Source organism: Enterococcus sp. AMC1252, from assembly GCF_058216515.1.
Map to the genome: position 1 here is coordinate 872,850 of NZ_CM177097.1, position 24,435 is coordinate 897,284.

General features: G+C 38.3%; 20 protein-coding genes, 3 tRNA genes and 3 rRNA genes. 19 read left to right on the forward strand and 7 right to left on the reverse strand.

Annotated elements, in window-relative coordinates; translation table 11 throughout:
- Window positions 1-55: 55 nt before the first annotated feature.
- The 4 genes from nrdF to nrdH all read right to left on the reverse strand — a co-directional run bounded on the left by nrdF (window position 56) and on the right by nrdH (window position 3,908).
- A complete protein-coding gene (gene nrdF, locus AC4BB5_RS03985; protein ID WP_490458112.1) occupies window positions 56-1,018 on the reverse strand; it encodes a class 1b ribonucleoside-diphosphate reductase subunit beta in 963 nt (320 codons plus the stop codon).
- Between the two features lie 146 nt (window positions 1,019-1,164).
- Window positions 1,165-3,324 (reverse strand): class 1b ribonucleoside-diphosphate reductase subunit alpha, encoded by a 2,160-nt coding sequence (gene nrdE, locus AC4BB5_RS03990; protein WP_490459024.1) that lies wholly within the window; start codon window positions 3,322-3,324, stop codon window positions 1,165-1,167.
- Window positions 3,305-3,682, reverse strand: a complete 378-nt coding sequence (nrdI, locus tag AC4BB5_RS03995) for a class Ib ribonucleoside-diphosphate reductase assembly flavoprotein NrdI (protein ID WP_490458113.1) — start codon at window positions 3,680-3,682, stop codon at window positions 3,305-3,307. Before nrdI ends, nrdE begins: the two co-directional genes overlap by 20 nt.
- Before the next feature lies 1 nt (window position 3,683).
- A complete protein-coding gene (gene nrdH, locus AC4BB5_RS04000; protein ID WP_010760423.1) occupies window positions 3,684-3,908 on the reverse strand; it encodes a glutaredoxin-like protein NrdH in 225 nt (74 codons plus the stop codon).
- Between the two features lie 552 nt (window positions 3,909-4,460).
- Here nrdH and AC4BB5_RS04005 point away from each other — a divergent pair.
- From AC4BB5_RS04005 to AC4BB5_RS04025, 5 genes are all read left to right on the forward strand, one after another.
- On the forward strand, window positions 4,461-4,928 hold the full coding sequence (locus AC4BB5_RS04005) for a FeoA family protein (RefSeq protein WP_490458114.1): 468 nt from the start codon (window positions 4,461-4,463) through the stop codon (window positions 4,926-4,928).
- Between the two features lie 3 nt (window positions 4,929-4,931).
- Window positions 4,932-7,085: a ferrous iron transport protein B gene (gene feoB, locus AC4BB5_RS04010; RefSeq protein ID WP_490458115.1), complete on the forward strand. Its 2,154-nt coding sequence runs from the start codon at window positions 4,932-4,934 to the stop codon at window positions 7,083-7,085.
- Window positions 7,086-7,089: 4 nt separating this feature from the next.
- A complete protein-coding gene (locus AC4BB5_RS04015) occupies window positions 7,090-7,221 on the forward strand; it encodes a FeoB-associated Cys-rich membrane protein (RefSeq protein WP_490458116.1) in 132 nt (43 codons plus the stop codon).
- Between the two features lie 111 nt (window positions 7,222-7,332).
- Window positions 7,333-7,405 (forward strand) — tRNA-Lys (locus AC4BB5_RS04020).
- Window positions 7,406-7,582: 177 nt separating this feature from the next.
- On the forward strand, window positions 7,583-8,455 hold the full coding sequence (locus AC4BB5_RS04025) for a hypothetical protein (protein ID WP_490458117.1): 873 nt from the start codon (window positions 7,583-7,585) through the stop codon (window positions 8,453-8,455).
- Window positions 8,456-9,270: 815 nt separating this feature from the next.
- Here the strand turns inward: AC4BB5_RS04025 and AC4BB5_RS04030 are convergent.
- A complete protein-coding gene (locus AC4BB5_RS04030; protein ID WP_490458118.1) occupies window positions 9,271-9,777 on the reverse strand; it encodes a phosphatidylglycerophosphatase A family protein in 507 nt (168 codons plus the stop codon).
- A gap of 86 nt (window positions 9,778-9,863) precedes the next feature.
- Between AC4BB5_RS04030 and AC4BB5_RS04035 the strand changes: the two genes are divergently transcribed.
- Window positions 9,864-10,106, forward strand: a complete 243-nt coding sequence (locus tag AC4BB5_RS04035; RefSeq protein WP_490458119.1) for a DUF1450 domain-containing protein — start codon at window positions 9,864-9,866, stop codon at window positions 10,104-10,106.
- Between the two features lie 39 nt (window positions 10,107-10,145).
- Here the strand turns inward: AC4BB5_RS04035 and AC4BB5_RS04040 are convergent, their stop codons facing one another.
- Entirely contained in the window at window positions 10,146-11,159 is a 1,014-nt protein-coding gene (locus tag AC4BB5_RS04040) for an NAD(P)/FAD-dependent oxidoreductase (protein WP_490458120.1), read from the reverse strand.
- A gap of 225 nt (window positions 11,160-11,384) precedes the next feature.
- Between AC4BB5_RS04040 and AC4BB5_RS04045 the strand changes: the two genes are divergently transcribed.
- On the forward strand, window positions 11,385-11,972 hold the full coding sequence (locus tag AC4BB5_RS04045) for a peptidylprolyl isomerase (protein WP_025871441.1): 588 nt from the start codon (window positions 11,385-11,387) through the stop codon (window positions 11,970-11,972).
- A gap of 65 nt (window positions 11,973-12,037) precedes the next feature.
- Here the strand turns inward: AC4BB5_RS04045 and AC4BB5_RS04050 are convergent, their stop codons facing one another.
- A complete protein-coding gene (locus AC4BB5_RS04050) occupies window positions 12,038-13,204 on the reverse strand; it encodes a MalY/PatB family protein (RefSeq protein WP_490458121.1) in 1,167 nt (388 codons plus the stop codon).
- Between the two features lie 196 nt (window positions 13,205-13,400).
- On the opposite strand from AC4BB5_RS04050, the gene AC4BB5_RS04055 reads away from it, so the two are divergent.
- The 12 genes from AC4BB5_RS04055 to AC4BB5_RS04110 all read left to right on the forward strand — a co-directional run bounded on the left by AC4BB5_RS04055 (window position 13,401) and on the right by AC4BB5_RS04110 (window position 24,385).
- Window positions 13,401-13,769, forward strand: a complete 369-nt coding sequence (locus AC4BB5_RS04055; RefSeq protein WP_490458122.1) for a CvfD/Ygs/GSP13 family RNA-binding post-transcriptional regulator — start codon at window positions 13,401-13,403, stop codon at window positions 13,767-13,769.
- A gap of 64 nt (window positions 13,770-13,833) precedes the next feature.
- Window positions 13,834-14,205: a hypothetical protein gene (locus AC4BB5_RS04060; RefSeq protein WP_490458123.1), complete on the forward strand. Its 372-nt coding sequence runs from the start codon at window positions 13,834-13,836 to the stop codon at window positions 14,203-14,205.
- Between the two features lie 126 nt (window positions 14,206-14,331).
- Window positions 14,332-14,850, forward strand: a complete 519-nt coding sequence (locus tag AC4BB5_RS04065) for a GNAT family N-acetyltransferase (protein WP_490458124.1) — start codon at window positions 14,332-14,334, stop codon at window positions 14,848-14,850.
- Between the two features lie 546 nt (window positions 14,851-15,396).
- Window positions 15,397-16,957, forward strand: a 16S ribosomal RNA gene (locus tag AC4BB5_RS04070).
- Window positions 16,958-17,040: 83 nt separating this feature from the next.
- A tRNA-Ala gene (locus AC4BB5_RS04075) sits at window positions 17,041-17,113 on the forward strand.
- A 179-nt stretch (window positions 17,114-17,292) separates the two neighbouring features.
- A 23S ribosomal RNA gene (locus tag AC4BB5_RS04080) occupies window positions 17,293-20,204 on the forward strand.
- A gap of 97 nt (window positions 20,205-20,301) precedes the next feature.
- A 5S ribosomal RNA gene (gene rrf / locus AC4BB5_RS04085) occupies window positions 20,302-20,417 on the forward strand.
- Together the 16S, 23S and 5S rRNA genes with 2 tRNA genes alongside form the textbook arrangement of a ribosomal RNA operon.
- Before the next feature lie 10 nt (window positions 20,418-20,427).
- Window positions 20,428-20,501 (forward strand) — tRNA-Asn (locus tag AC4BB5_RS04090).
- Window positions 20,502-20,786: 285 nt separating this feature from the next.
- Complete coding sequence (locus tag AC4BB5_RS04095) at window positions 20,787-21,806, forward strand: LTA glycolipid anchor biosynthesis glycosyltransferase, IagA/BgsA family (RefSeq protein ID WP_490458125.1); 1,020 nt, start codon at window positions 20,787-20,789, stop codon at window positions 21,804-21,806.
- A 58-nt stretch (window positions 21,807-21,864) separates the two neighbouring features.
- Entirely contained in the window at window positions 21,865-23,088 is a 1,224-nt protein-coding gene (locus AC4BB5_RS04100; RefSeq protein ID WP_490458126.1) for a glycosyltransferase family 4 protein, read from the forward strand.
- Window positions 23,089-23,163: 75 nt separating this feature from the next.
- A complete protein-coding gene (locus tag AC4BB5_RS04105) occupies window positions 23,164-24,054 on the forward strand; it encodes an NAD(P)-dependent oxidoreductase (protein ID WP_490458127.1) in 891 nt (296 codons plus the stop codon).
- Between the two features lie 100 nt (window positions 24,055-24,154).
- A complete protein-coding gene (locus AC4BB5_RS04110; protein WP_010760442.1) occupies window positions 24,155-24,385 on the forward strand; it encodes a YkuJ family protein in 231 nt (76 codons plus the stop codon).
- The last annotated feature ends 50 nt before the right edge of the window (window positions 24,386-24,435 follow it).

A 24,435-nucleotide genomic window follows, 5' to 3' on the forward strand; every position in this document is an offset into this window, starting at 1 on the left:
CAGATAAAAACGCAAGCAGTTTTATCTGAGGCTTTTTTATTTTTTAGAGAAAGTATCAATCCATACCGATCAAATAATCATCATCTTTCATTGCTTCAACAGTTCCTAATAAGTAACCATTGCCGACTTGTGAGAAGAAATCATGATTGCTTGTACCAGTGGAAATACCATTCATAACAATTGGGTTAACATCATTCGCTGTATCAGCGAATAATGGATCCATTCCAAGATTCATCAAGGCTTTATTTGCATTATAACGAAGGAAAGTTTTTACTTCTTCAGTCCAACCTAAGTCATCGTATAATTCTTCAGTATAACGTTCTTCATTTTCATATAACTCATAAAGAAGATTATACATCCAATCTTTCATTTCATTTTGCTCTGCTTCAGGTAATTCATTGAAACCTAGTTGAAATTTATATCCAATATAAGTGCCGTGAACAGATTCATCACGAATGATTAATTTGATGATTTCAGCAACATTAGCTAGTTTGTTATTCCCAAGATAGTAAAGAGGTGTATAAAAACCAGAATAGAATAAGAATGTTTCTAAAAATACACTGGCAACTTTCTTTTCTAAAGGTGTCCCATTTTTATAGATTTCATTGATTTTTTCTGCTTTTTTTTGTAGGTAAACATTGGTATTTGTCCATTCGAAGATGTCATCGATTTCTTTTTTAGTATTTAATGTACTAAAAATTGATGAATAGCTTTTAGCATGAACAGACTCCATAAATTGGATATTGTTTAAAACTGCTTCTTCATGTGGTGTACGGACATCATTTCTTAGCTGCTCCATACCACTTTCAGATTGAACAGTATCTAGTAGTGTCAAACCGCCAAAAACATAGCCTATAGTTGTTTTTTCAAGGTCTGAAAGAGTTCTCCAATCATCTAGGTCATTAGATAAAGGAATACGAGTATCTAACCAAAATTGTTCCGTTAGTTTTTCCCAAGTTGATTTATCGATTACATCTTCGATAGCGTTCCAGTTAATTGCTTCATAATATGTTGCCATGTATTTTCCTCCTCATTACCAATAAAATAAAATACATTAAATCATAGAACAAGGCGACCAGAGGACGCCTTGTTTGTTTTTTACGAATACATTGATTCAATTTATGCAGTTGACATCGTAGCCAATATTCTTATCTAAATTAGTTTTTAGATAACACAACTTTCACACTGGTTGCTGCCGATTTCTTCAGCATCATCCGTAAATGTCCGTACGTAGTAAATTGATTTAACCCCTTTATGGAAAGCATAATGACGTAAAATATTTAAATCACGCGTTGTTTGCTTCGGAGAATCTTTCCATTCATATAAGCCTTCTGGAATTTCAGAACGCATAAATAATGTTAAACTCATTCCTTGATCTATATGTTGTTGAGCTGTTGCGTAAACATCAATGACTTTACGCATATCCATGTCATAAGCAGATGTGTAATAAGGAATCGTGTCATTTGCTAGGTAAGGAGCAGGATAATAAATTTTACCGATTTTCTTTTCTTGACGTTCTTCGATCATACGAGTGATTGGATGGATACTAGCACTTGTATCATTGATATAAGAAATAGAACCATTCGGTGCGACAGCTAAACGATTTTGATGATATAAGCCGTCTCTCTTCACTGCATCACGTAAGTTTGCCCAGTCTTCAGAAGTTGGAACAAAAATATCTTTAAAAATTTCTTTGACTTTATCTGATTGTGGAGTGAAATCTCCTTCAATATATTTATCAAAGTATGAACCATTAGCATAATCTGATTTATCAAAATTATGGAAGGTTTCATTGTATTGTTTTGCAATGTTATTACTTTCTACTAAAGTCCAGTAGTTCAACAGAGTAAAGTAAACATTGGTGAAATCTAGTGAGTCTTTAGAACCATATTCCATATGATTTTTGGCAAAGAAAGTATGCAGACCCATCGCACCTAGCCCAATCGTATGACTTAATTTATTTCCGTTTTGAATAGAAGGAACCACATCAATATCCGAGCCATTTGTTACAAATGTTAATGCACGTGTCATTGCACGGACAGATTTACCAAAATCAGGGCTGTCCATTAAGTTCACGATGTTTGTTGAACCTAAGTTACAGCTGATATCTGTACCTAGTGTTTCATATTCTTGTTTGCCATTTAACACAGAAGGTGTTTGAACTTGTAGAATTTCTGAACATAAGTTACTCATAATAATCTTACCATATGCAGGATTGCTTCTATTGGCTGTATCAATATTGATGATATATGGATAGCCAGATTCTTGTTGTAATTTAGAAATTTCATTTTCGAGATCACGTGCTTTGATTTTACGTTTACGAATCTTAGGATTGGCAACTAGATTATCGTATTCTTTTGTAATATCAACATAAGAGAAAGGCACACCATATTCACGTTCAACACTATATGGGCTGAATAAATACATATCTTCATTATTACGGGCTAATTCATAGAACTTATCAGGAACCACAAGGCCTAAAGATAAAGTCTTCACACGAACTTTTTCATCCGCATTTTCTTTTTTCGTTGAAAGGAACATTTCGACATCTGGGTGAAAGGCGTTTAGATAAACAACTCCAGCACCTTGACGTTGGCCTAATTGATTAGAATAGCTAAAGCTATCTTCGAACAATTTCATAACAGGAACCACGCCGCTGGCAGCTCCTTCGTATCCTTTGATTGGTGCTCCTGCTTCACGTAAGTTGGCTAATGTGATACCCACACCGCCGCCGATACGTGATAATTGTAAAGCGGAGTTGATCGAACGACCGATACTGTTCATGTCATCTGTTACTTGAATCAAGAAACAAGAAACAAGCTCACCACGACGTTTACGTCCAGCATTTAAGAAAGAAGGTGTTGCTGGTTGATAACGTTGATGGATCATTTCATCGGCTAAGACTAAAGCTAATTCTTCATTGCCATCAGCAAAATACAAGGCGTTAAAAGCCACACGATCTTCATAGCTTTCTAAGTATTCAGTTCCTTCATTATTTTTAAGTGCATATTGTGAATAAAACTTGTAGGCTGCCATAAATGACTTGAATTCAAAATTTTGACTGTCAAGAAATGTATATAATTGTTCAATAAAAGCCATAGAATATTTTTCAATAAATGCTGTTTCTAAATAATCATTGTCGATCAAGTAATTAATTTTTTCTTCTATAGTATTGAAGGTTCTAGTATTAGGAAGGACATTTTCTTTGAAGAAAGCTTCCAAAGCTTCTTTATCCTTATGTAAAGGAATTTGTCCATCGACAGGACGGTTGATCTCATTATTCAGCTTAAAATAGCTAACATCTTTAATTTCTTTTAGACTCAAGTTCATTCACTACTTTCTTAAAGGATTCCACGTCTTCGTTCGTACCGCTAAATTCAAAAGCAAAAAGCATTGGAACGTTGTAATCACGTGCTATGTCTTTGGCTGTATACACATATAATTCTGCGAAATTGAGGTTTCCGCCTCCAGCAACGCCTTGCAAGTATTCTCGATTGTTTTTGTAATCAAGAAAATCGTTCACTACTTCAGTGATTTCTTGGTCATAAGTAGGAACAACTAAGACAAAGGGCTCATTTATCTCAAAAAAAGGATTCGCAGGCTCAATTTCATAAGCTGCTAAATCCAATTTTTTAATGAAGCGTCTAGTTTGTCCAGTGACTGAAAAATAAACAATTTTCATTTTAGCTAGCCAATTGTTTTAATTGATCAGGACGGAATCCGACAACTGTTGTAGCATCAGAAGTGATAACCGGAACACTTTGGAATCCTTGTTCTTTTAACCAGTCGATCGCATCTGGTTGGATATCGATATTTACTTCTTCAAATGCTATATTATTCTCGCTCAAAAAGCGTTTTGCCATTTTACATTGGATACAATTATTTTTAGAAAAGATTTTTACGTTCATTTTTAATTCCCCCTCAATTAGTTTACTTCACTAGTATAAATCTATCAGGGAAAAAGTCAACACTTAGGCACTACATATTGTGTTCATTTTTCTGTGTAATACCATGTTTTGTGTTTTTGAAAGAAATATGAAAGCACGTATTCTCTATATTTGAGCGACTTTTATTGTCATTTTAACGTTCAAAAAAGAAATTTATTAAATTTTAAGTTGGAATTTCTAATTGACGGAACACAAGATATAGTGGTCAATCGATATAGGACACACTAAGAAAATGTAACAAATTTTGGCTAGAAAATATTTTCTTACTATAGGTCTAAAGAACATTGATTTGAGAATCACAAACAGGTATACTTAGTGAGAACGATTATCAATATCATTGGTGATTTTGTTGAAACTTTTTCACAAATCGATAATAATGGCTAAATTTACAAGCTAGCATTTCGGAAGAAAGATAAAAATAATATGATAAAAAACGTTACAGTCAATTTTTCTATTTTCAAGTGGAGAGCTGAATGAGATTGCTACACTTTTAAAATAAGGGAGGACTACACAATGATGACATTAGCACAGGCAATGTTAAACAAGGTTTATACAATTGAAGAGATTCAAGCAGAAGGGTTTGCCAAGAAGCATCTAAATAATCTTGGTCTTGTGCCAGGTGGAAAGGTCGTCTTGGTGAATTATTCTGGTGAGAATGGCATTGTATTATTACACAACAGCCGAATTGCGATTAATTTATCTGTATTAAAAAAGATTACAATAGTAGAAAAAAGTATTGAGGAAGATAATTGGGTGTCTCTAGATCAATTGACAGTTGGGGAGAAGGCATGCGTAATTGGGATTCACGGACAAGGAGCAGTAAAAAGACGATTGATGGATATGGGACTGACCAAAGGGGTAGATATTCTCGTTAGAAAGATGGCACCTTTAGGAGATCCAATCGAAATCAATCTTCGGGGGTATGAGCTAACGCTAAGAAAAAATGAAGCGGAATTAGTTTTAGTACAGAAAGAGGGGTAAAGGATGAAAGAACAGCATATTGCTCTTACGGGAAATCCAAATAGTGGAAAGACTACGGCGTTCAATGCATTGACAGGGGCAAATCAATACGTAGGGAATTGGCCTGGTGTGACCGTTGAACGGAAAGAAGGCAAACTGAAAAAAGATAAAAAAATAATGATTCAAGATTTACCCGGCATATATTCTCTTTCTCCTTACACACCAGAAGAGGTAGTCGCCAGAGACTATTTACTTAGTGATGGACCAGATGTCATTGTAAATATCGTTGATGCGACAAATTTAGAACGAAATTTATATCTAACAACTCAATTAATGGAAACAGGTATTCCTGTTGTTGTTGGATTGAATATGATGGACATTTTAGATAAAACTGGAAAAAAAATCAATACTGAAAAACTCTCCTATGGCTTAGGTATAAATGTACTAGGTGTTAGTGCATTGAAAAATCGAGGTCTTGAAGAACTAATAAAAAAAGCTGTTAAAGCTACTGAAGTTTTTCCACCAGAACTTAACTATCCAACCTATGACAATCGTTTAGAAGCAGCGTTAAATGAAATCATGGATGTAGTAGGGAACAGTGTGATCGAAAAGCAAACCCGCTGGTACAGTATTAAATTATTTGAAAGAGATACTAGAGTTTATGAAGATCTAGAATTAAGCGCCATGCAGAAAAATGAAATAGAAGAGATTATTAAGATTACGGAACAAATATTTGGAGATGATAGTGAAGCAATTGTAATCAACGAGCGGTATGAGTTTATCACTCGTTTGACGACCCTTTGTTCAATCGAACAAAATGAAATCACATTCAGTACAAGTGATAAAATTGATCGAATTGTCACCAATCGTTGGCTAGCTTTGCCGATTTTTGCTGCGATTATGTGGTTTGTTTATTATTTAGCGATTCAAACTGTTGGAACAATGGGAACGGATTGGCTCAATGATGAATTATTTGGCAATCTTGTACCCAATAGAGTCGAAGGTCTATTAGCTAGTTGGCAAGTAGCACCTTGGATGCAAAGCTTGATTTTAGATGGGATCATTGCTGGAGTTGGAGCTGTTTTGGGATTTTTACCTCAGTTAGTTGTTTTGTTCTTATGTCTAGGTTTTTTAGAAGATTGTGGTTATATGTCAAGAATTGCTTTTGTGATGGATCGTTTGTTTAGAAAATTTGGTTTGTCAGGGAAATCTTTTATTCCTATGTTGATTGCAACAGGTTGTGGTGTGCCAGGTGTCATGGCTAGCCGTACGATAGAGAACGAAAAAGACCGTAAAATGACGATCATGGTTACAACCTTTATGCCATGTTCAGCGAAGTTGCCGATTATTGCTTTGATTGCAGGGGCTTTTTTCCCAAAGAGTAGTTGGGTTTCACCATCTGCTTATTTTATAGGAATTACAGCTATCGTATTATCAGGGATTGCACTGAAGAAGACACGTTCATTTTCAGGAGATCCAGCACCATTTATTATGGAGTTGCCAGCTTATCACATGCCCCAATTACGTGGTGTACTCCGTCATGCCTATGATCGTAGTAAATCATTTGTTAAAAAAGCGGGAACGATCATTTTTGTGATGAGTATTATTATTTGGTTTACTTCCACTTACTCATTTACATTGCAAGAGGCGGAGGCTGACCAAAGTATTTTGGCAAACTTAGGGAAAGTCATCGCGCCATTCTTCGCACCACTTGGTTGGGGATCTTGGCAAGGCGCAGTCGCTACAATAACTGGTTTAGTGGCAAAAGAAAACGTAATTGGCACTTTTGGTATCTTGTTTGGACATTTAGGTGAAGTATCGGAAGATGGTGTAGAAGTTTGGTCTGCCTTACAAGGTGCCTTTACACCTGTCGCTGCGTATTCATTTTTAGTCTTTAATTTATTATGTGCACCGTGTTTTGCAGCGATTGGTGCGATTCGTAGAGAAATGGGCGACTGGAAATGGACCTGGGGCGCGATTGGATATCAATGTGGTTTAGCTTATGTGGTAAGCTTTATTATCTATCAATTTGGACACGTGATCTTTGAGAAGGGTCAAATTGGGGCGAGCCTATTTATTGCATCATTACTTGTGATAGTCATGGGCTATTATTTAGTCAGAAAGCCAAAAGTAACAGTAGAACCTGTTGTGATGATAACGACTTTAGAAAGAGGGTAAGTACATGGCAACATTTATTTTAGCAGTATTGATTTTTGGTGGAGCTGGATATGTTGTTTATTCTCGTATCAAAAAAGGGAAGAGTTGCGATGATTGTCATACGACATGTCCTGTAAAAAAAGAACATGCGGAGTAAAAAAGGTCAGATATAATGAGATAAAACGAGCGTAATTTATTTTGTTGTATCTGACGTTTCCTCTTGAATAAACGACTTTCAAGTGCTACAATATTTAAGTAATAATTATTTGGGTCGTTAGCTCAGTTGGTAGAGCAGCTGACTCTTAATCAGCGGGTCATGGGTTCGAGCCCCTTACGACCCATTGGGTGCCAAACCCACGAGAATGGTATTCTGTCGGCGTCTTCGGACGTTTAGAAGATGGAATATACGTTCTCTTTTTTTGTTTATATTATTTCCTATAACTACAATAATCGTATGAAGTGAGTATTCCATTATTTAATGATAAACTAAAGAAAAGAAACGTCTAGGAGGGAAAAAAATGAAAAAAAAAATCATCTACCCATTTATATTACTTGCAGGATTATCTTTAGCAGCTTGTGGAGGCAAAGGCAAGACGGCTGAAAGTTCAAATTCCACCAAGCATACAGAAAAAACAAGCCAAACAACTAAAGGAAGTACAACAAAATCTAGTAGCACAAGCCAAAGTTCCATAAAAACGTCTTCATCTTCGTCAGAAACCAAAACAAGTGAAAGTCAATCTGCTGTGAAGTCAGAAAATAATACACCAGCTAAACAAGCAGATGCAGTTTTAAGCCAGCTAAGTACTGATTTTCCAAACGATCAGTTACCTCAAGCGATACTAACAAGCCAGACAGCTGAGTATCTGACTGCAGCAACCACTAATGCTAGTGATCAAGGGAATTTTAGAATATTATATTATGCTGAAGATCATGGGATTGCGATCAATGATCTTGCAGTCAATGACTTACAACCAATTGCTTCATTTGAGAAAAAAACCTATGATTCTAATGATGTTGCTGCTAGTGCAGTCAATCAGATCATCGATAATGGTGGAAACCAGATTGATTTAGGCTATGGCATCACAGGGTATCAACAAGGTGCCGCAGGATCTAGCTTCTTATCATGGCAAGAAGGGAATTGGAGTATGGTTGTTAGAGCTTCAAACATTGGTGGGGAAGTTGCTGAACCTTTAGCCAAAGAAGCTGTCGCTTATTTAGAAACAGCGATGCTCCCAGCACCTCAAAATGTTGGACAGATTTCTTTGACCGCTAGTGTAAATGATAACTATCAAACTAATTCAGTAGTTTGGCAAAAAGGAACGACTGTCTACACTATTCAACACTTTGATGCGTTACAAGTACTCAAAATGGCTGTATCAACAAATCAATGAGTTTAGTAGTTTTGTTCAAATAATTCAAGCTAACTAATAGTTGGTTAATAAAAAAAATCATCGATCAAAAAAAATTACAGAAAGTCTTCTGCTCGTTATTTGTTTAGAGAAATATCGATTTTCAATGAAAAAATAAAGCAGAATCAGCATTGACGAAACATTCACTCATCTTGTACAATGAGTACAGGATAGAAGTGAAAATAATAAAAAAATAAAAAAGGCACTTCACAGTTTGGTGGCCGCCAAACTACGAAGCCCTGATGAGTCAAGACACTGACCAATCAAGTTGCCCTTCGTCAGTGCAAAAGCACTGACATGGTTCATTGAACTCAATTTTTAGGAAAATATCTACCCCTAAAAATACTTGTTACGGTGAACATGCTAGCGTTTACTTATTGTACGATACAACGGTATTGGAAGGAATTCTGATACCGTTTTTTTATTTTTTACTTCTATCTCTCATTTTAAATATCCTTGTTGAACATACATATATATTGGAGGTAAGTATGATTTAACGATTTGGGGTATAAGGAATAAAGTTTACCACTATAGGCGTTTGATTTATCTATTGGGGAAGAAAATCAACGACTGAAAAATGTGCTCATTAAAATCAGAAGCAACTCTTGTTGCCTATAGTGGTAGCTTTAAACAGAAGTATAAGAGGATGTCATATACTTTAAACTTATTATAATAGAAGAATTACTATTGAAGCAATTGAAAAGCCGTTAAAAATGTAAAAAAGAGCAGAAACCTTGATTTAAGCACAAAAAAGCTCAATATGATTAGGTCCAACTCTTCTTCTATAATAAAAATAGCTATTGCGTAATGATACTTTTGTCGGGCTGAGAATGAGCCAAGCGACTAGCCGCAGCTGCAGCTATTGCACCAACAATGTCATCCAAGAAAGTATGAACTTGCGGTCCTTCGTGAGAATTCAACTTAGCCAAAATACCTGGTTTTACTTTATCGATGTACCCATAATTAGTAAAACCGATTGAACCATAAACATTTACGATCGAAAGTGCTAAAATTTCATCGATGCCGTAAAGACCTTCATCTTCTTCTAAAATTTCTTGTAAGGGATGCAGTAATTTTTTTTCTTCAGCTAATATATCTAACTGAATGCCAGTAATAATCGTATTATGGACTTCACGTTTTGATAAAACACTATCAATATTTTCTAGGCAAGTCGCCAAATCAAGATCTTGAATATAAGGTTTTTGTAAAAATAAAACTAACTCTGCCAAATCCTCCATCTCTACACCGCGGTCCTTGAGTAATTGACGAGCCTTTTTCTCTAACGTTTCTCCTTGTATGACCAAAATAATAACCTCCAATGCGTCATTTTTAAACTTAAGATACATCAATGGTATACTATTTAAAGAGAAAAATGCAAGGAGAAGATTCAATGAATCCACTAATAGAATGTTGTGAACAAAATTTAGCAAAGGGCGCAGAACTGTTGTTGAGTGACCCCTTTATCGAGGAAAATGGCGATGTGGTCTCTTATTCTTGTATGAATGAATGTGTACTTTGCGCTCAAACGTTCTTTGTTTTGTTTGAAGGGGAACGAATTACTGGTACCACACCAGAAGAGCTGATTGCTAATATAAAGAAAGCCATTTTACTATGGCAGGAAGAAATGGGATAAAAAAATGGAACTTACCGTAAAATGGCAAGTTCCATTTTTTTAAAGCATTTTAGCTTCTTTTCCTTCAAATAAACTAGTGCTATGCATCGGCTGAGTTCTTGCATCCGGTTTAATAAAGTGCAATGCATTGTTTACTGCAGTGGGTGCTTCACCGAAACCTGTGGCGATCAATTTTACTTTTCCATCATAATTACAAATGTCACCAACAGCATATACACCAGGGATATTTGTCGACATATCTGAGTTGACTTCGATTGCATTTCGACTGACATCTAATCCCCAGTCTTTTAAATGTCCCAACGATGAAGTAAATCCATAATTGATAATCAAAGAATCTAAATCAAGTTGTTCAAAGTTATCTGCTTTTGTTTCTTTCAATTGAATGCCTTTGAATGAATTATCTTCTAACAGTAGTTGATCAATAACATAAGGGGTGTAAATCGATACCTCAGAGTTTTTTAAATTATCTACACTGTGTTCATGTCCGCGAAATTCTGGACGGCGATGAATGATTGAAACTTCTTCTGCGATAGGCTCCAACATCAAAGCCCAATCGATAGCGGAATCACCGCCACCCGCAATAGCAACTTTTTTGCCAGAAAACTTATTCATATCTGTAACATAATAATGAACATGATTTCCTTCAAGTTCTGCTGCGCCATCAATAGTTAGACGGCGAGGTTGAAATGATCCATTTCCAATTGCAAAGATCACCGCTTTAGAGTAGTGAACGCCTTTTGATGTTTCGATACGTAAATAGCCATCTTCTTGAACCAAATTCCTCACTTCTTCTTCTAGACAAGTCTCATGAGCAAAAGGAGCAATTTGTTTTTCTAAATTTTCAATCAGTTCACTCGCTTTAATTGCAGGAAAACCAGGAACATCATAAATATATTTTTCAGGGTAGAGCGTCGACAACTGACCACCAAGTTGTGGCAGACTATCAATAATTTTGGTTTTTGCTTTACGAATCCCAGCATAAAAAGCGGCGAAAAGACCGACAGGACCTGCACCGACGATGGTTAGATCATATATATTTTTTGAATCAGACATCAAAATTTCCTCCTGTTTCTATAATAAAAAAGTTTCCATCTATATAAAATGAAACCAAAAATGTAGTATATCGTTTTTCACAAAATATCACTTGTAACAGAAAAAAGCAAGTAGGAGTTTGTGAAAAAAAGTTTCTCTTAAGAGATTATCAAAGATATTGGAATTTTCAAGTGAACTTCGTTATGATATTATGAGTAAGTAAAAATTAACGAGGAGGAAATAAGTATGTCAGAATTTCCACAATTAGATTTAGCAAATGTCAAAGGCCCTAAAGCCGTGATAAAAACGAACCGCGGAGATATCACGGTTCAACTTTTCCCAGAGCACGCACCAAAAACAGTTGAGAATTTTGTTCAACTAGCAAAAAAAGGTTATTATGATGGTGTTATCTTTCACCGAGTGATTCCTGATTTTATGATTCAAGGGGGAGACCCTACTGGAACAGGAATGGGTGGCGAAAGTATTTACGGTGAAAAATTTGAAGATGAATTTTCTAAAGACGTTTTCAATTTACGCGGGGCGCTATCTATGGCTAATGCAGGACCAAATACTAATGGAAGCCAATTCTTCATCGTGAACAATCAAAACGTTCCTGCTAATATGTTTGGTCAATTAGAAGGTGCAGGATTTCCTACAGAAGTGATCGAAGCATATAAAAAAGGTGGAACACCATGGTTAGACTTCCGTCACACAGTCTTTGGACATGTTGTAGAAGGCATGGATGTAGTTGACGAAATTGGTGGAGTGCAAAGAGACTCTCAAGATCGTCCAACTTTTGATGTAGTGATCGAAAAAGTAGAGATCAGCGAATAATAGTTTTGTAACTTATAAAGAAATGACGCCTAAACTCTAAAAAGTTTAGGCGTCATTTCTTTATATTATTCAAAAGCATTTTTGATTCTACTTAAGCCTTCTTGCAGTGTTTCTTTTGGACAAGCGACATTCAAGCGCATATGCTGCGTGCCACTAGGACCGAAGCTAATACCTGGATTCAGAACGACTTTTCCTTTATGAACCAATTGTTTTTGCAATTGTGCATCAGTTAAACCAAAAGCAGAAAAATCTAACCAAATCAGATAAGTTCCTTCTGGACGCATCATTTTGACTTTAGGAAGCTCAGATTTTAAGAATTCACTGACAGTATCGATATTTTCTTTTAGATAAGCGAGCAATTCTTCTAACCAAGAATCGCCATTACGATAAGCTGCTTCTGTCCCTACATAGCCAAAAATGTTGATTTCATTTTGGAAATTGCGCTCTTGAGCTGCAATGAAATTTTTTCGCAGGTCAGGATTTTCAATAAAAATCATTGAATTTTTAATGCCCGCTAAGTTGAATGTTTTGGTTGCAGCAGTGAGAGTAATCGAAAAATCCTTGAATGTCGGATGAACATTTGTGAATGTCGTAAACGTATGAGGCGCAAAAATTAAATCTTGGTGGATCTCATCACTAACGACAATTACATCATATTTTGCGCATAATTTACCAAAAGCTTCCAACTCACTTTTTGACCAAACACGTCCTCCAGGATTGTGAGGATTACAAAGGATAAAGAGACGGATGTTTTCAGCAAGGAGTTGTTTTTCCATTGCTTCAAGATCCATGACAAAGTGATCTTGATCGGTTAATAACTGGCTACGAACAAGTTTCCGGTTATTTTGTTCCACAACTTTAGCAAATGGGGGATAGACTGGATCATGAATCAAAACAGCATCACCAGGTTCAGTATAAGCTTGAATAGCCAAAGAGAGACTTGGTACAACACCGCTATTGAAAAGAATCGCTTCTTTACTGACTGAATAATCATGGTGTCGCTTTTGCCAACTCTGAATTGCTTCATACAATGAATCAGGAGCAGGCGAGTAGCCTAAAATACCTTGTTCTACAGCTTCTTTTAATGCATCTAGTACAGGTTGATTTGCTTTAAAATCCATATCAGCTATCCATAGTGGCAGTAAACCATCTTCTCCATAGGTATCTTTAATGGAATCCCACTTAGAACAATTTGTATTACGACGATTATAGACTGTATCAAATTCTACCATTGAATTCTTCCTTTCTATTGAAAATGTTTTTCGTTAAATAAAACCTAACTATAGTATAATGGAGTTTCAATAAAATATGAACAAAAAGAATTAATAATATATAGTAGAAATAAATTCATGCACTTTTTAGTAGAACATGATATCATTTTAAATGAGAAAATCATTTTGATGGGAATAATGAAAAGAGGATACTAGTATGGAATATAAAATAGGCTTGATTCTTAATGGAACCATTACGGGACTACAGCCTTATGGGGCGTTTGTTTCATTAAGTGATACAGTTCAAGGATTAATACATGTTTCAGAAGTACAAGCTGGTTATACTAAGAATATTCATAATTTATTAACTGTTGGACAAAAAGTTCAAGTTCAAGTAATCGATATTGACGAATATTCACAAAAAATTAGCTTATCTTTAAGAACTTTAGAAACTCAAGTACAGCAACCAAACCATCGACGTAAAAAATATTTCACTAATAAAAATAAGAAAATCGGCTTTGAAACTCTAAGAAAAGAGCTTCCTATCTGGACTGATGAGGCAATGGATGAATTGCTCGAGAAATAATTCTGTTTTTTTTCAGAAAATATGGTACAATTTTCCTAGTTTCTGAAAACAAAAATTAATTGAGGTGGATGTTTTGTCTAACAAAAAAGTCGCTGGTACTATTATGCTGAACCTAAATGATGGTTCAAAAAAGTTTCTTGTTCATCCAGTCGGTGAGTCAATGGCATTTGTTACAACAAAAGTTTCTGAGGATATGACGGGATTGGCAAGCATGTTGCAAGTTTTCAAAGAAGAAATTCAACTAGATGTTACTTCAATTAATTTAGTCGAGTTGACAAATGCACATACGGATGCTGAAAATATGCCTTTATTTGTATTTGAAATGAATGAAGAGCATGTAGTTCCTACAATAGATAACAGATATGTGTGGGAAAAACCATCTGAATTAAAAAATTTACTAGCTTCTTATGATATTGAAGGAGTCCCGATGTTTTAAAACTAAATAGATACATAAGATAAGAGGAAGTTGCTACTGTATACTTTTATTCTATCGTTAGAGAACAGAGCAAAACTATACACTAGTTTTGCTCTGTCTTTTTTTATTAACAGGGAGGACAATACTATGAAATTAAAGCCAGCAAAAATCACGGAAACTCAAATGACTATGGCTATATTGAAAGAAAGTGCAGAATGGTTGAGAGACATAGGCAGTACACAATGGTCAGATGTTTTACAAGGAGCAGATAAACATGGATTAGCAAAAGCTGTCTCAAAAGGAGAAGTCTATTTCTTCTATAATAACAAAAACGAACTAGTAGGAATGGTCGCTGCTTGGAAAGTACCAACAGAGTGGGATAAAGAACTCTGGAAAGAATTTGACGTCAATCATCAGGCGTACTACCTTCATCGTATAATCATTAGGCCTTTATATAGAGGAAATGCTTACGGGAAAGAATTATTGAAAGCAATAAAACAAAAGTTTAGTGATGAAGACACCGAGTTACGATTAGATTGTTTAGCTAGTAATCAGAAATTAATACAGTTCTATAGAAGCAACGAATTCATTAATATAGGAAGCTCAAACGATTTAAATGGGAATAAATTCGAACTATTTTCATATAAATCGGAAAAACAATCGTAAATAATCCGGATTTTTATAATAATCCTAATTCAAAATTATGTTTATGCTGTAAAGACGAAAGAATGTCTAATTGTGATAAAATCGAAGAAAAAAAACTTTTGTTTTTTTTAAAAATAATGGTTGACCAATTAAGAAAAACTTGTTATATTATATCTTGTCGCAAGGCACTGATGAAGTAGGCTAAGTGATAGAAATAGAATAACGCTTCAAGTTTTAAAAAAACTTGAAGAACTAGGAAGAAAGTTGTTGACAAATAACAATCAACCTGGTAAACTAATGAAGTTGTCGCGAAACATTCGATAACATCAAGCAGAAAAAAACTTTGAAACTTTTGAAAAAAAGTGTTGACATCAAATCGAAGATTTGATATGATATAAAAGTTGCTGCGAGGTGACACAGTAGACCTTTGAAAACTGAACAAAGTAAGACGAACCAAATGTGTAGGTTGTTTTTACAACGGTAAAAACAAACAACAATTTTTAACAAAGCGAAGCAATATGCTAGCAAACAAATGAGCTTAACAATCTTCGGATTGTGTTCAACTTTTATTATGAGAGTTTGATCCTGGCTCAGGACGAACGCTGGCGGCGTGCCTAATACATGCAAGTCGAACGCTTCTTTTCTACCGAGTGCTTGCACTCATTTGAAAAGAGGAGTGGCGGACGGGTGAGTAACACGTGGGTAACCTACCCATCAGAGGGGGATAACACTTGGAAACAGGTGCTAATACCGCATAACAGTCGACACCGCATGGTGTTGATTTGAAAGACGCTTTCGGGTGTCACTGATGGATGGACCCGCGGTGCATTAGCTAGTTGGTGAGGTAACGGCTCACCAAGGCCATGATGCATAGCCGACCTGAGAGGGTGATCGGCCACACTGGGACTGAGACACGGCCCAGACTCCTACGGGAGGCAGCAGTAGGGAATCTTCGGCAATGGACGAAAGTCTGACCGAGCAACGCCGCGTGAGTGAAGAAGGTTTTCGGATCGTAAAACTCTGTTGTTAGAGAAGAACAAGTAGGAGAGTAACTGCTCTTACCTTGACGGTATCTAACCAGAAAGCCACGGCTAACTACGTGCCAGCAGCCGCGGTAATACGTAGGTGGCAAGCGTTGTCCGGATTTATTGGGCGTAAAGCGAGCGCAGGCGGTTTCTTAAGTCTGATGTGAAAGCCCCCGGCTCAACCGGGGAGGGTCATTGGAAACTGGGAGACTTGAGTGCAGAAGAGGAGAGTGGAATTCCATGTGTAGCGGTGAAATGCGTAGATATATGGAGGAACACCAGTGGCGAAGGCGACTCTCTGGTCTGTAACTGACGCTGAGGCTCGAAAGCGTGGGGAGCAAACAGGATTAGATACCCTGGTAGTCCACGCCGTAAACGATGAGTGCTAAGTGTTGGAGGGTTTCCGCCCTTCAGTGCTGCAGCTAACGCATTAAGCACTCCGCCTGGGGAGTACGACCGCAAGGTTGAAACTCAAAGGAATTGACGGGGGCCCGCACAAGCGGTGGAGCATGTGGTTTAATTCGAAGCAACGCGAAGAACCTTACCAGGTCTTGACATCCTTTGACCACTCTAGAGATAGAGCTTCCCCTTCGGGGGCAAAGTGACAGGTGGTGCATGGTTGTCGTCAGCTCGTGTCGTGAGATGTTGGGTTAAGTCCCGCAACGAGCGCAACCCTTATTGTTAGTTGCCATCATTCAGTTGGGCACTCTAGCGAGACTGCCGGTGACAAACCGGAGGAAGGTGGGGATGACGTCAAATCATCATGCCCCTTATGACCTGGGCTACACACGTGCTACAATGGGAAGTACAACGAGTCGCTAGGCCGCGAGGTCATGCAAATCTCTTAAAGCTTCTCTCAGTTCGGATTGTAGGCTGCAACTCGCCTACATGAAGCCGGAATCGCTAGTAATCGCGGATCAGCACGCCGCGGTGAATACGTTCCCGGGCCTTGTACACACCGCCCGTCACACCACGAAAGTTTGTAACACCCGAAGTCGGTGAGGTAACCCTTGTGGAGCCAGCCGCCTAAGGTGGGATAGATGATTGGGGTGAAGTCGTAACAAGGTAGCCGTATCGGAAGGTGCGGCTGGATCACCTCCTTTCTAAGGAATATTACGGAAACTTACACATTCGTCGATACTTTGTTCAGTTTTGAGAGGTTTACTCTCAAGTAAATAAGTACCATGGGGCCTTAGCTCAGCTGGGAGAGCGCCTGCTTTGCACGCAGGAGGTCAGCGGTTCGATCCCGCTAGGCTCCATTAGTAACCGTTAGGTTACTACTATTGTTCATTGAAAACTGGATATTGAAGTAAAAAAGTAATCAAAACAAACCGAGAACACCGCGTTGAAGAGTTAATTAACTGTTCGAAGCTTATTTTATTGGTGACGCCTCTATCGCTAGAGAAACGAACCAAACAAACTGACCGTAAGGTCATAAGGTTAAGTGAATAAGGGCGCACGGTGGATGCCTTGGCATTAGGAGCCGATGAAGGACGGGACTAACACCGATATGCTTTGGGGAGCTGTAAGTGAGCTATGATCCAGAGATTTCCGAATGGGGAAACCCAACATCTTTTATAGGATGTTACTATTCAGTGAATACATAGCTGGATAGAGGTAGACGCAGAGAACTGAAACATCTTAGTACCTGCAGGAAGAGAAAGAAAATTCGATTCCCTGAGTAGCGGCGAGCGAAACGGGAAGAGCCCAAACCAACAAGCTTGCTTGTTGGGGTTGTAGGACTCCGTTGTGGTAGTCTGTCAAGATAGTCGAAGAACCTGGAAAGGTTCGCCAAAGTGGGTAATAGCCCCGTAGACGAAATGTTGGCAACACCTAGGAGGATCCTGAGTACGGCGGAACACGAGAAATTCCGTCGGAATCCGCGGGGACCATCCCGCAAGGCTAAATACTCCCTAATGACCGATAGTGAACCAGTACCGTGAGGGAAAGGTGAAAAGCACCCCGGAAGGGGAGTGAAATAGATCCTGAAACCGTGTGCCTACAACAAGTCAAAGCCCGTTAATGGGTAATGGCGTGCCTTTTGTAGAATGAACCGGCGAGTTACGATTGCATGCGAGGTTAAGGTGAAGAGCCGGAGCCGCAGCGAAAGCGAGTCTGAATAGGGCGAATGAGTATGTAGTCGTAGACCCGAAACCATGTGATCTACCCATGGCCAGGTTGAAGGTGTGGTAAAACGCACTGGAGGACCGAACCCACGTACGTTGAAAAGTGCGGGGATGAGCTGTGGGTAGCGGAGAAATTCCAAACGAACTTGGAGATAGCTGGTTCTCTCCGAAATAGCTTTAGGGCTAGCGTCGAAGTTAAGAATGATGGAGGTAGAGCACTGTTTGGACTAGGGGCCCATCTCGGGTTACCGAATTCAGATAAACTCCGAATGCCATTCATTCATATTCGGCAGTCAGACTGCGAGTGATAAGATCCGTAGTCGAAAGGGAAACAGCCCAGACCACCAGCTAAGGTCCCAAAATATATGTTAAGTGGAAAAGGATGTGGGGTTGCACAGACAACTAGGATGTTGGCTCAGAAGCAGCCATCATTTAAAGAGTGCGTAATAGCTCACTAGTCGAGTGACCCTGCGCCGAAAATGTACCGGGGCTAAACATATTACCGAAGCTGTGGATCACACCTCTGGTGTGATGGTAGGAGAGCGTTCTAAGGGCGTTGAAGGTCGATCGTGAGGACGGCTGGAGCGCTTAGAAGTGAGAATGCCGGTATGAGTAGCGAAAGACGGGTGAGAATCCCGTCCACCGTATGACTAAGGTTTCCTGGGGAAGGCTCGTCCGCCCAGGGTTAGTCGGGACCTAAGCCGAGGCCGATAGGCGTAGGCGATGGACAACAGGTTGATATTCCTGTACCAGTTGTTTTTGTTTGAGCAATGGAGGGACGCAGGAGGCTAAGGAATGCATGCGACTGGAAGTGCATGTCCAAGCAGTAAGTCTTGAGTAGAGTCAAATGCTTTACTCTATACGGACAAGCTGTGATGGGGAGGGAAATAATAGTACCGAAGTTCCTGATGTCACACTGTCAAGAAAAGCTTCTAGTGAGAAAACAACTGCCCGTACCGTAAACCGACACAGGTAGTCGAGGAGAGTATCCTAAGGTGAGCGAGCGAACTCTCGTTAAGGAACTCGGCAAAATGACCCCGTAACTTCGGGAGAAGGGGTGCTGACTTCGGTCAGCCGCAGTGAATAGGCCCAAGCGACTGTTTATCAAAAACACAGGTCTCTGCAAAATCGAAAGATGAAGTATAGGGGCTGACGCCTGCCCGGTGCTGGAAGGTTAAGAGGATGGGTTAGCTTCGGCGAAGCTCAGAATTGAAGCCCCAGTAAACGGCGGCCGTAACTATAACGGTCCTAAGGTAGCGAAATTCCTTGTCGGGTAAGTTCCGACCCGCACGAAAGGCGTAACGATTTGGGCACTGTCTCAACGAGAGACTCGGTGAAATTTTAGTACCTGTGAAGATGCAGGTTACCCGCGACAGGACGGAAAGACCCCATGGAGCTTTACTGTAGCTTGATATTGAGTGTTTGTACCACATGTACAGGATAGGTAGGAGCCGATGAACCCGGAACGCTAGTTTCGGTGGAGGCGCTGGTGGGATACTACCCTTGTGTTATGAACCCTCTAACCCGCACCACTTATCGTGGTGGGAGACAGTGTCAGGTGGGCAGTTTGACTGGGGCGGTCGCCTCCTAAAGAGTAACGGAGGCGCCCAAAGGTTCCCTCAGAATGGTTGGAAATCATTCGCAGAGTGTAAAGGCAGAAGGGAGCTTGACTGCGAGACTTACAAGTCGAGCAGGGACGAAAGTCGGGCTTAGTGATCCGGTGGTTCCGCATGGAAGGGCCATCGCTCAACGGATAAAAGCTACCCTGGGGATAACAGGCTTATCTCCCCCAAGAGTCCACATCGACGGGGAGGTTTGGCACCTCGATGTCGGCTCGTCGCATCCTGGGGCTGTAGTCGGTCCCAAGGGTTGGGCTGTTCGCCCATTAAAGCGGCACGCGAGCTGGGTTCAGAACGTCGTGAGACAGTTCGGTCCCTATCCGTCGCGGGCGTTGGAAATTTGAGAGGAGCTGTCCTTAGTACGAGAGGACCGGGATGGACTTACCGCTGGTGTACCAGTTGTTCTGCCAAGGGCATTGCTGGGTAGCTATGTAGGGAAGGGATAAACGCTGAAAGCATCTAAGTGTGAAGCCCACCTCAAGATGAGATTTCCCATTTCTTTAAGAAAGTAAGACCCCTCAGAGATGATGAGGTAGATAGGTTGGAAGTGGAAGTGCAGTGATGTACGGAGCGGACCAATACTAATCGGTCGAGGACTTAACCAAAGAAACGAAATAAAAAAGTTTTTCGGACTGTTTGATTACTTTACTTCAATCCAGTTTTGAGTGAATAATCACTCAATTGAATAGCAACAACACCCAGTGTGGTGGCGATAGCGAGAAGGATACACCTGTTCCCATGCCGAACACAGAAGTTAAGCTTCTTAGCGCCGATTGTAGTGAAGGGTTTCCCTTTGTGAGAGTAGGACGTCGCCACGCTAGTTGTTATTCCGGCATAGCTCAGTTGGTAGTAGCGCATGACTGTTAATCATGATGTCGTAGGTTCGAGTCCTACTGCCGGAGTAAAAAAACGAAGACTGAATAAGTTTTCGTTTTTTTTTATTTTATTGTAAAATAAATTTTATTATTTGATAGAAACAGGAAAAGATGGAATAATGGTAGTAATCAATAAAATTGATTATCTCTATCTAACAGTTTTGTCATGTGAACAATCTATTTTGTGGAATAATGGCTTTCATATGCCATTTTTTGATATAATATTTGTAACCTGTTTAAATTACGACTTTAGATTGAGTGAGTACTCTTCAAGCTATGTTATAATAGTTCTAAGAGGTTAGGAGGGGCAACGTGAAGGTTTTATTATATTTTGAAGGTGAAAAAATATTAGCGAAGTCTGGAATAGGACGAGCGCTAGACCATCAGAAGCGTGCACTTTCTGAAGTTGGGATAGAGTATACACTAGATGCGGATTGCACGGACTACGATATTTTACATATTAATACTTATGGAATCAATAGCCATAGTATGGTGAATAAAGCCAAAAAAATGGGGAAAAAGGTCATCTATCACGCTCACTCAACAGAGGAAGACTTTAGAAATTCATTCATTGGCTCAAATCAGGTCTCTCCTTTGGTTAAAAAATACCTAGTTAGTTTGTATTCTAAAGCTGACTATCTGATTACACCCACACCTTACTCGAAGGACTTATTAAAGGGCTATGGAATAACAGTCCCGATTGTTTCAATTTCAAATGGAATCGACTTGAAACGCTTTGAACGCTCTGAAGAAAAAGAACAAAAATTTAGAGAGTATTTTAAAATAGAAGAGAATCAAAAAGTAATTATTTGTGTAGGGCTTTATTTCGAAAGAAAAGGTATCATTGATTTCGTTGAACTCGCTAGAAAATTTCCAGATTACCGTTTTATCTGGTTTGGACACACTCCAATGTATTCTATCCCTAGAACAATTAGAACAATTGTTAAAGAAGAGCATCCTAAAAATGTTGAATTCCCTGGTTATATAAAAGGAGATATCATTGAAGGTGCGTATTCAGCAGCAGATTTGTTTTTCTTTCCTTCTTATGAAGAAACAGAAGGGATAGTTATATTAGAAGCTCTAGCCAGTAAGCAACAAGTTTTAGTGAGAGATATTCCCGTCTATAAAGGTTGGCTTGAAGATAAAGTAAGCTGTTATATGGGGAAAACTAATGAAGAGTTCTCTTATTTTATTGAAGCACTTATTGAAAATAAAATACCAAATACACGTCAAACAGGTTATGACGTTGCAAAACAGAAAAGTATTAAAAGAATTGGTCATGAGTTAAAAGCTGTTTATGAACAAGTTTTAGGTGATGGAATCACACAGTAAAAAGAATAAATGCGCAAGGCAAATTAAAATTACAGGAAAATTAATGGAGGGGAACAAAGTGAAATTTGGTTTCTTTACAGATACATATTTTCCCCAAGTTAGTGGGGTTGCTACATCAATTAAAACACTTAAAGAAGAACTAGAGCAAAAAGGGCATCAAGTCTATATTTTTACAACGACTGATCCCAATGCAAAAGAATTTGAAGAAGATGTTATCCGGATGCCTAGTGTTCCATTTGTATCATTTAAAGATCGGCGCATTGTAGTACGTGGTATGTGGTATGCTTATTTGATTGCTAAAGAATTGGATTTGGATTTGATTCATACTCATACAGAATTTGGAGCTGGTTTGTTAGGGAAAATGGTTGGGAAAAAGCTTAAAGTTCCCGTTATTCACACATATCATACGATGTATGAAGATTACTTACATTATATTGCCAAAGGAAAAGTTGTACGCCCGACGCATGTAAAGTATTTTTCCCGTTTTTTTGCAAACCATACAACCGGGGTTGTTTGCCCAAGTGAGAGAGTTATCGATAAGTTAAAAGAATATGGTGTTACATCACCCATGAGAATTATTCCAACGGGAATTGATATTAAAAAGTTTGAAAGACCAGATATCACAGTTGATATGAAAAAAGCTCTTCGTACAGAGCTAAGCTTAACTGATGACAATATCATGTTATTATCTTTAAGCCGTATTTCATATGAAAAAAATATTCAAGCAATTGTTAATGGATTACCTACTATTTTTGACCGTTTTCCAAACGCTCGCTTCGTTATTGTGGGTGATGGCCCATATGTTGATAAACTGCGTTGCTTAGGTGAAGAATTAGGTTTAAGTGATAAGATTCAATTTGTTGGTGAAGTTCCGAATGATCAAGTTGCTATTTATTATAAAGCTGCGGATTACTTTGTCAGTGCTTCAACCTCAGAAACACAAGGATTGACATACACTGAAGCGATGGCCTCTGGTGTCCCTTGTATAGTTGAAGGAAATGCCTATTTAAATAATTTATTTGATCATGAAAGTTTAGGTCGAACGTTTAAAACGGATCTAGACTTTGCACCAGCTTTTATTGATTATGTTGAGTCAGGAATCAAACCTGACGAAGCTATTTTAAAAGAAAAACTTTATGAAATATCAGCAACTCGTTTTGGAAATGTAATGCTTGAATTTTACGAAGATATGATTAAATATTACGACCAGCTAATTCTAGAGAAAGAAGCTGCAGCTTCGATAGAGCGAATTAAGGTCAAACTTACTTCTTTAAGAAAATAAATGTTAAAACTTCTATTCTTGGTTTATACTAAGAATAGAAGTTTTTTGATAAAAACAATTAGGAGGATTATGACTATGCCACAAATTGGATTCATTGGAACAGGTGTTATGGGTGCTGCAATCGTTAGAAATATGATGAAACAGGGATTAAAAGTAAATGTGTATAATCGGACCAAAAGCAAGACTGATGATCTAGTAAAAGAAGGAGCGGAGTGGCAAAATACTCCTGCGGATGTTGTCATAAATAGTGATATTATTTTTACAATGGTTGGTTTTCCTAAGGATGTGGAAGCAATTTACTTCGGAGAAAATGGTATTTTTTCGAAAGAGATTAAAAATAAAATCCTTGTCGATTTAACTACTAGCACACCGACATTAGCTGAGAAAATAGCCATAAAAGCAAATGAATTAGGTGGGGCAGCTTTAGACGCTCCTGTATCAGGAGGCGATTTAGGGGCTAAAAATGGAACGTTAACCATCATGGTGGGCGGGGAGCAAACAGCATATGAGCAAGTAATACCGATTTTTAAAACATTTGGGAAAACTTTTACATTGCATGGGACTTCTGGAAAAGGCCAACATACTAAAATGGCTAACCAAATCATGATCGCAGGTACTATGACAGGAATGACCGAGATGATGGTTTATGCCAATAAAGCTGGCTTAGATCTAAATAAAGTTATTGAAACGTTATCTGGGGGAAGTGCAGTCAACTGGTCGTTAAGCAATTATAGCCCAAGAATTTTAAATGAAAACTATTCTCCAGGTTTTTTTGTTAAGCATTTTATAAAAGATTTAAAGATCGCCTTAGACGAGGCTGAGAAAATGAATCTTGAGTTACCGGCGACTACACTAGCCACAGAACTCTATGAAAAGCTTGCTAATAAAGGGTTTGAGAATGATGGGACACAGGCCTTGATCAAGCTTTGGTGGACAGATGGAAAACAACCACTGGTTAAAAATTAAAGAACAGCAAAAAAATTAAAAAAAATGACGAAAAATCATGCAAGAAAGACAATGTTTTGATACAATGGTACAGAACTAGTTTTAAAAGGGAGGCCCATTTATGAAACATTCACAACTTGTGGCGATTATCAAGCGACTTGAAGCGATGACTGAAGCAACAGACAACGAAATTCAAGTTCGTCGTTTTGAACGTGAAGGTGCAGAAAAATGTATCGTAACTTATGATAAATCAACTGAAACATTTGAATTAACAGAAACTGACTCTCAACAAAGCTATCAATTTGATAATATTGATATTGTTGCGATGGAAATTTATGATTTAATTCAATAATTAGAAGGTTTCAGTAAGTATTTAACAAACATTAATGATAATAATCGAAA

What these genes read in the sequence shown, in the direction of transcription:
- nrdF (WP_490458112.1), bottom strand. Translation starts at nt 1,018, where the DNA reads ATGGCAACATATTATGAAGCAATTAACTGGAACGCTATCGAAGATGTA.
- nrdI (WP_490458113.1), bottom strand. Translation starts at nt 3,682, where the DNA reads ATGAAAATTGTTTATTTTTCAGTCACTGGACAAACTAGACGCTTCATT.
- nrdH (WP_010760423.1), bottom strand. Translation starts at nt 3,908, where the DNA reads ATGAACGTAAAAATCTTTTCTAAAAATAATTGTATCCAATGTAAAATG.
- AC4BB5_RS04005 (WP_490458114.1), top strand. Translation starts at nt 4,461, where the DNA reads ATGATGACATTAGCACAGGCAATGTTAAACAAGGTTTATACAATTGAA.
- feoB (WP_490458115.1), top strand. Translation starts at nt 4,932, where the DNA reads ATGAAAGAACAGCATATTGCTCTTACGGGAAATCCAAATAGTGGAAAG.
- AC4BB5_RS04015 (WP_490458116.1), top strand. Translation starts at nt 7,090, where the DNA reads ATGGCAACATTTATTTTAGCAGTATTGATTTTTGGTGGAGCTGGATAT.
- AC4BB5_RS04025 (WP_490458117.1), top strand. Translation starts at nt 7,583, where the DNA reads ATGAAAAAAAAAATCATCTACCCATTTATATTACTTGCAGGATTATCT.
- AC4BB5_RS04035 (WP_490458119.1), top strand. Translation starts at nt 9,864, where the DNA reads ATGAATCCACTAATAGAATGTTGTGAACAAAATTTAGCAAAGGGCGCA.
- AC4BB5_RS04040 (WP_490458120.1), bottom strand. Translation starts at nt 11,159, where the DNA reads ATGTCTGATTCAAAAAATATATATGATCTAACCATCGTCGGTGCAGGT.
- AC4BB5_RS04045 (WP_025871441.1), top strand. Translation starts at nt 11,385, where the DNA reads ATGTCAGAATTTCCACAATTAGATTTAGCAAATGTCAAAGGCCCTAAA.
- AC4BB5_RS04050 (WP_490458121.1), bottom strand. Translation starts at nt 13,204, where the DNA reads ATGGTAGAATTTGATACAGTCTATAATCGTCGTAATACAAATTGTTCT.
- AC4BB5_RS04055 (WP_490458122.1), top strand. Translation starts at nt 13,401, where the DNA reads ATGGAATATAAAATAGGCTTGATTCTTAATGGAACCATTACGGGACTA.
- AC4BB5_RS04065 (WP_490458124.1), top strand. Translation starts at nt 14,332, where the DNA reads ATGAAATTAAAGCCAGCAAAAATCACGGAAACTCAAATGACTATGGCT.
- AC4BB5_RS04105 (WP_490458127.1), top strand. Translation starts at nt 23,164, where the DNA reads ATGCCACAAATTGGATTCATTGGAACAGGTGTTATGGGTGCTGCAATC.
- AC4BB5_RS04110 (WP_010760442.1), top strand. Translation starts at nt 24,155, where the DNA reads ATGAAACATTCACAACTTGTGGCGATTATCAAGCGACTTGAAGCGATG.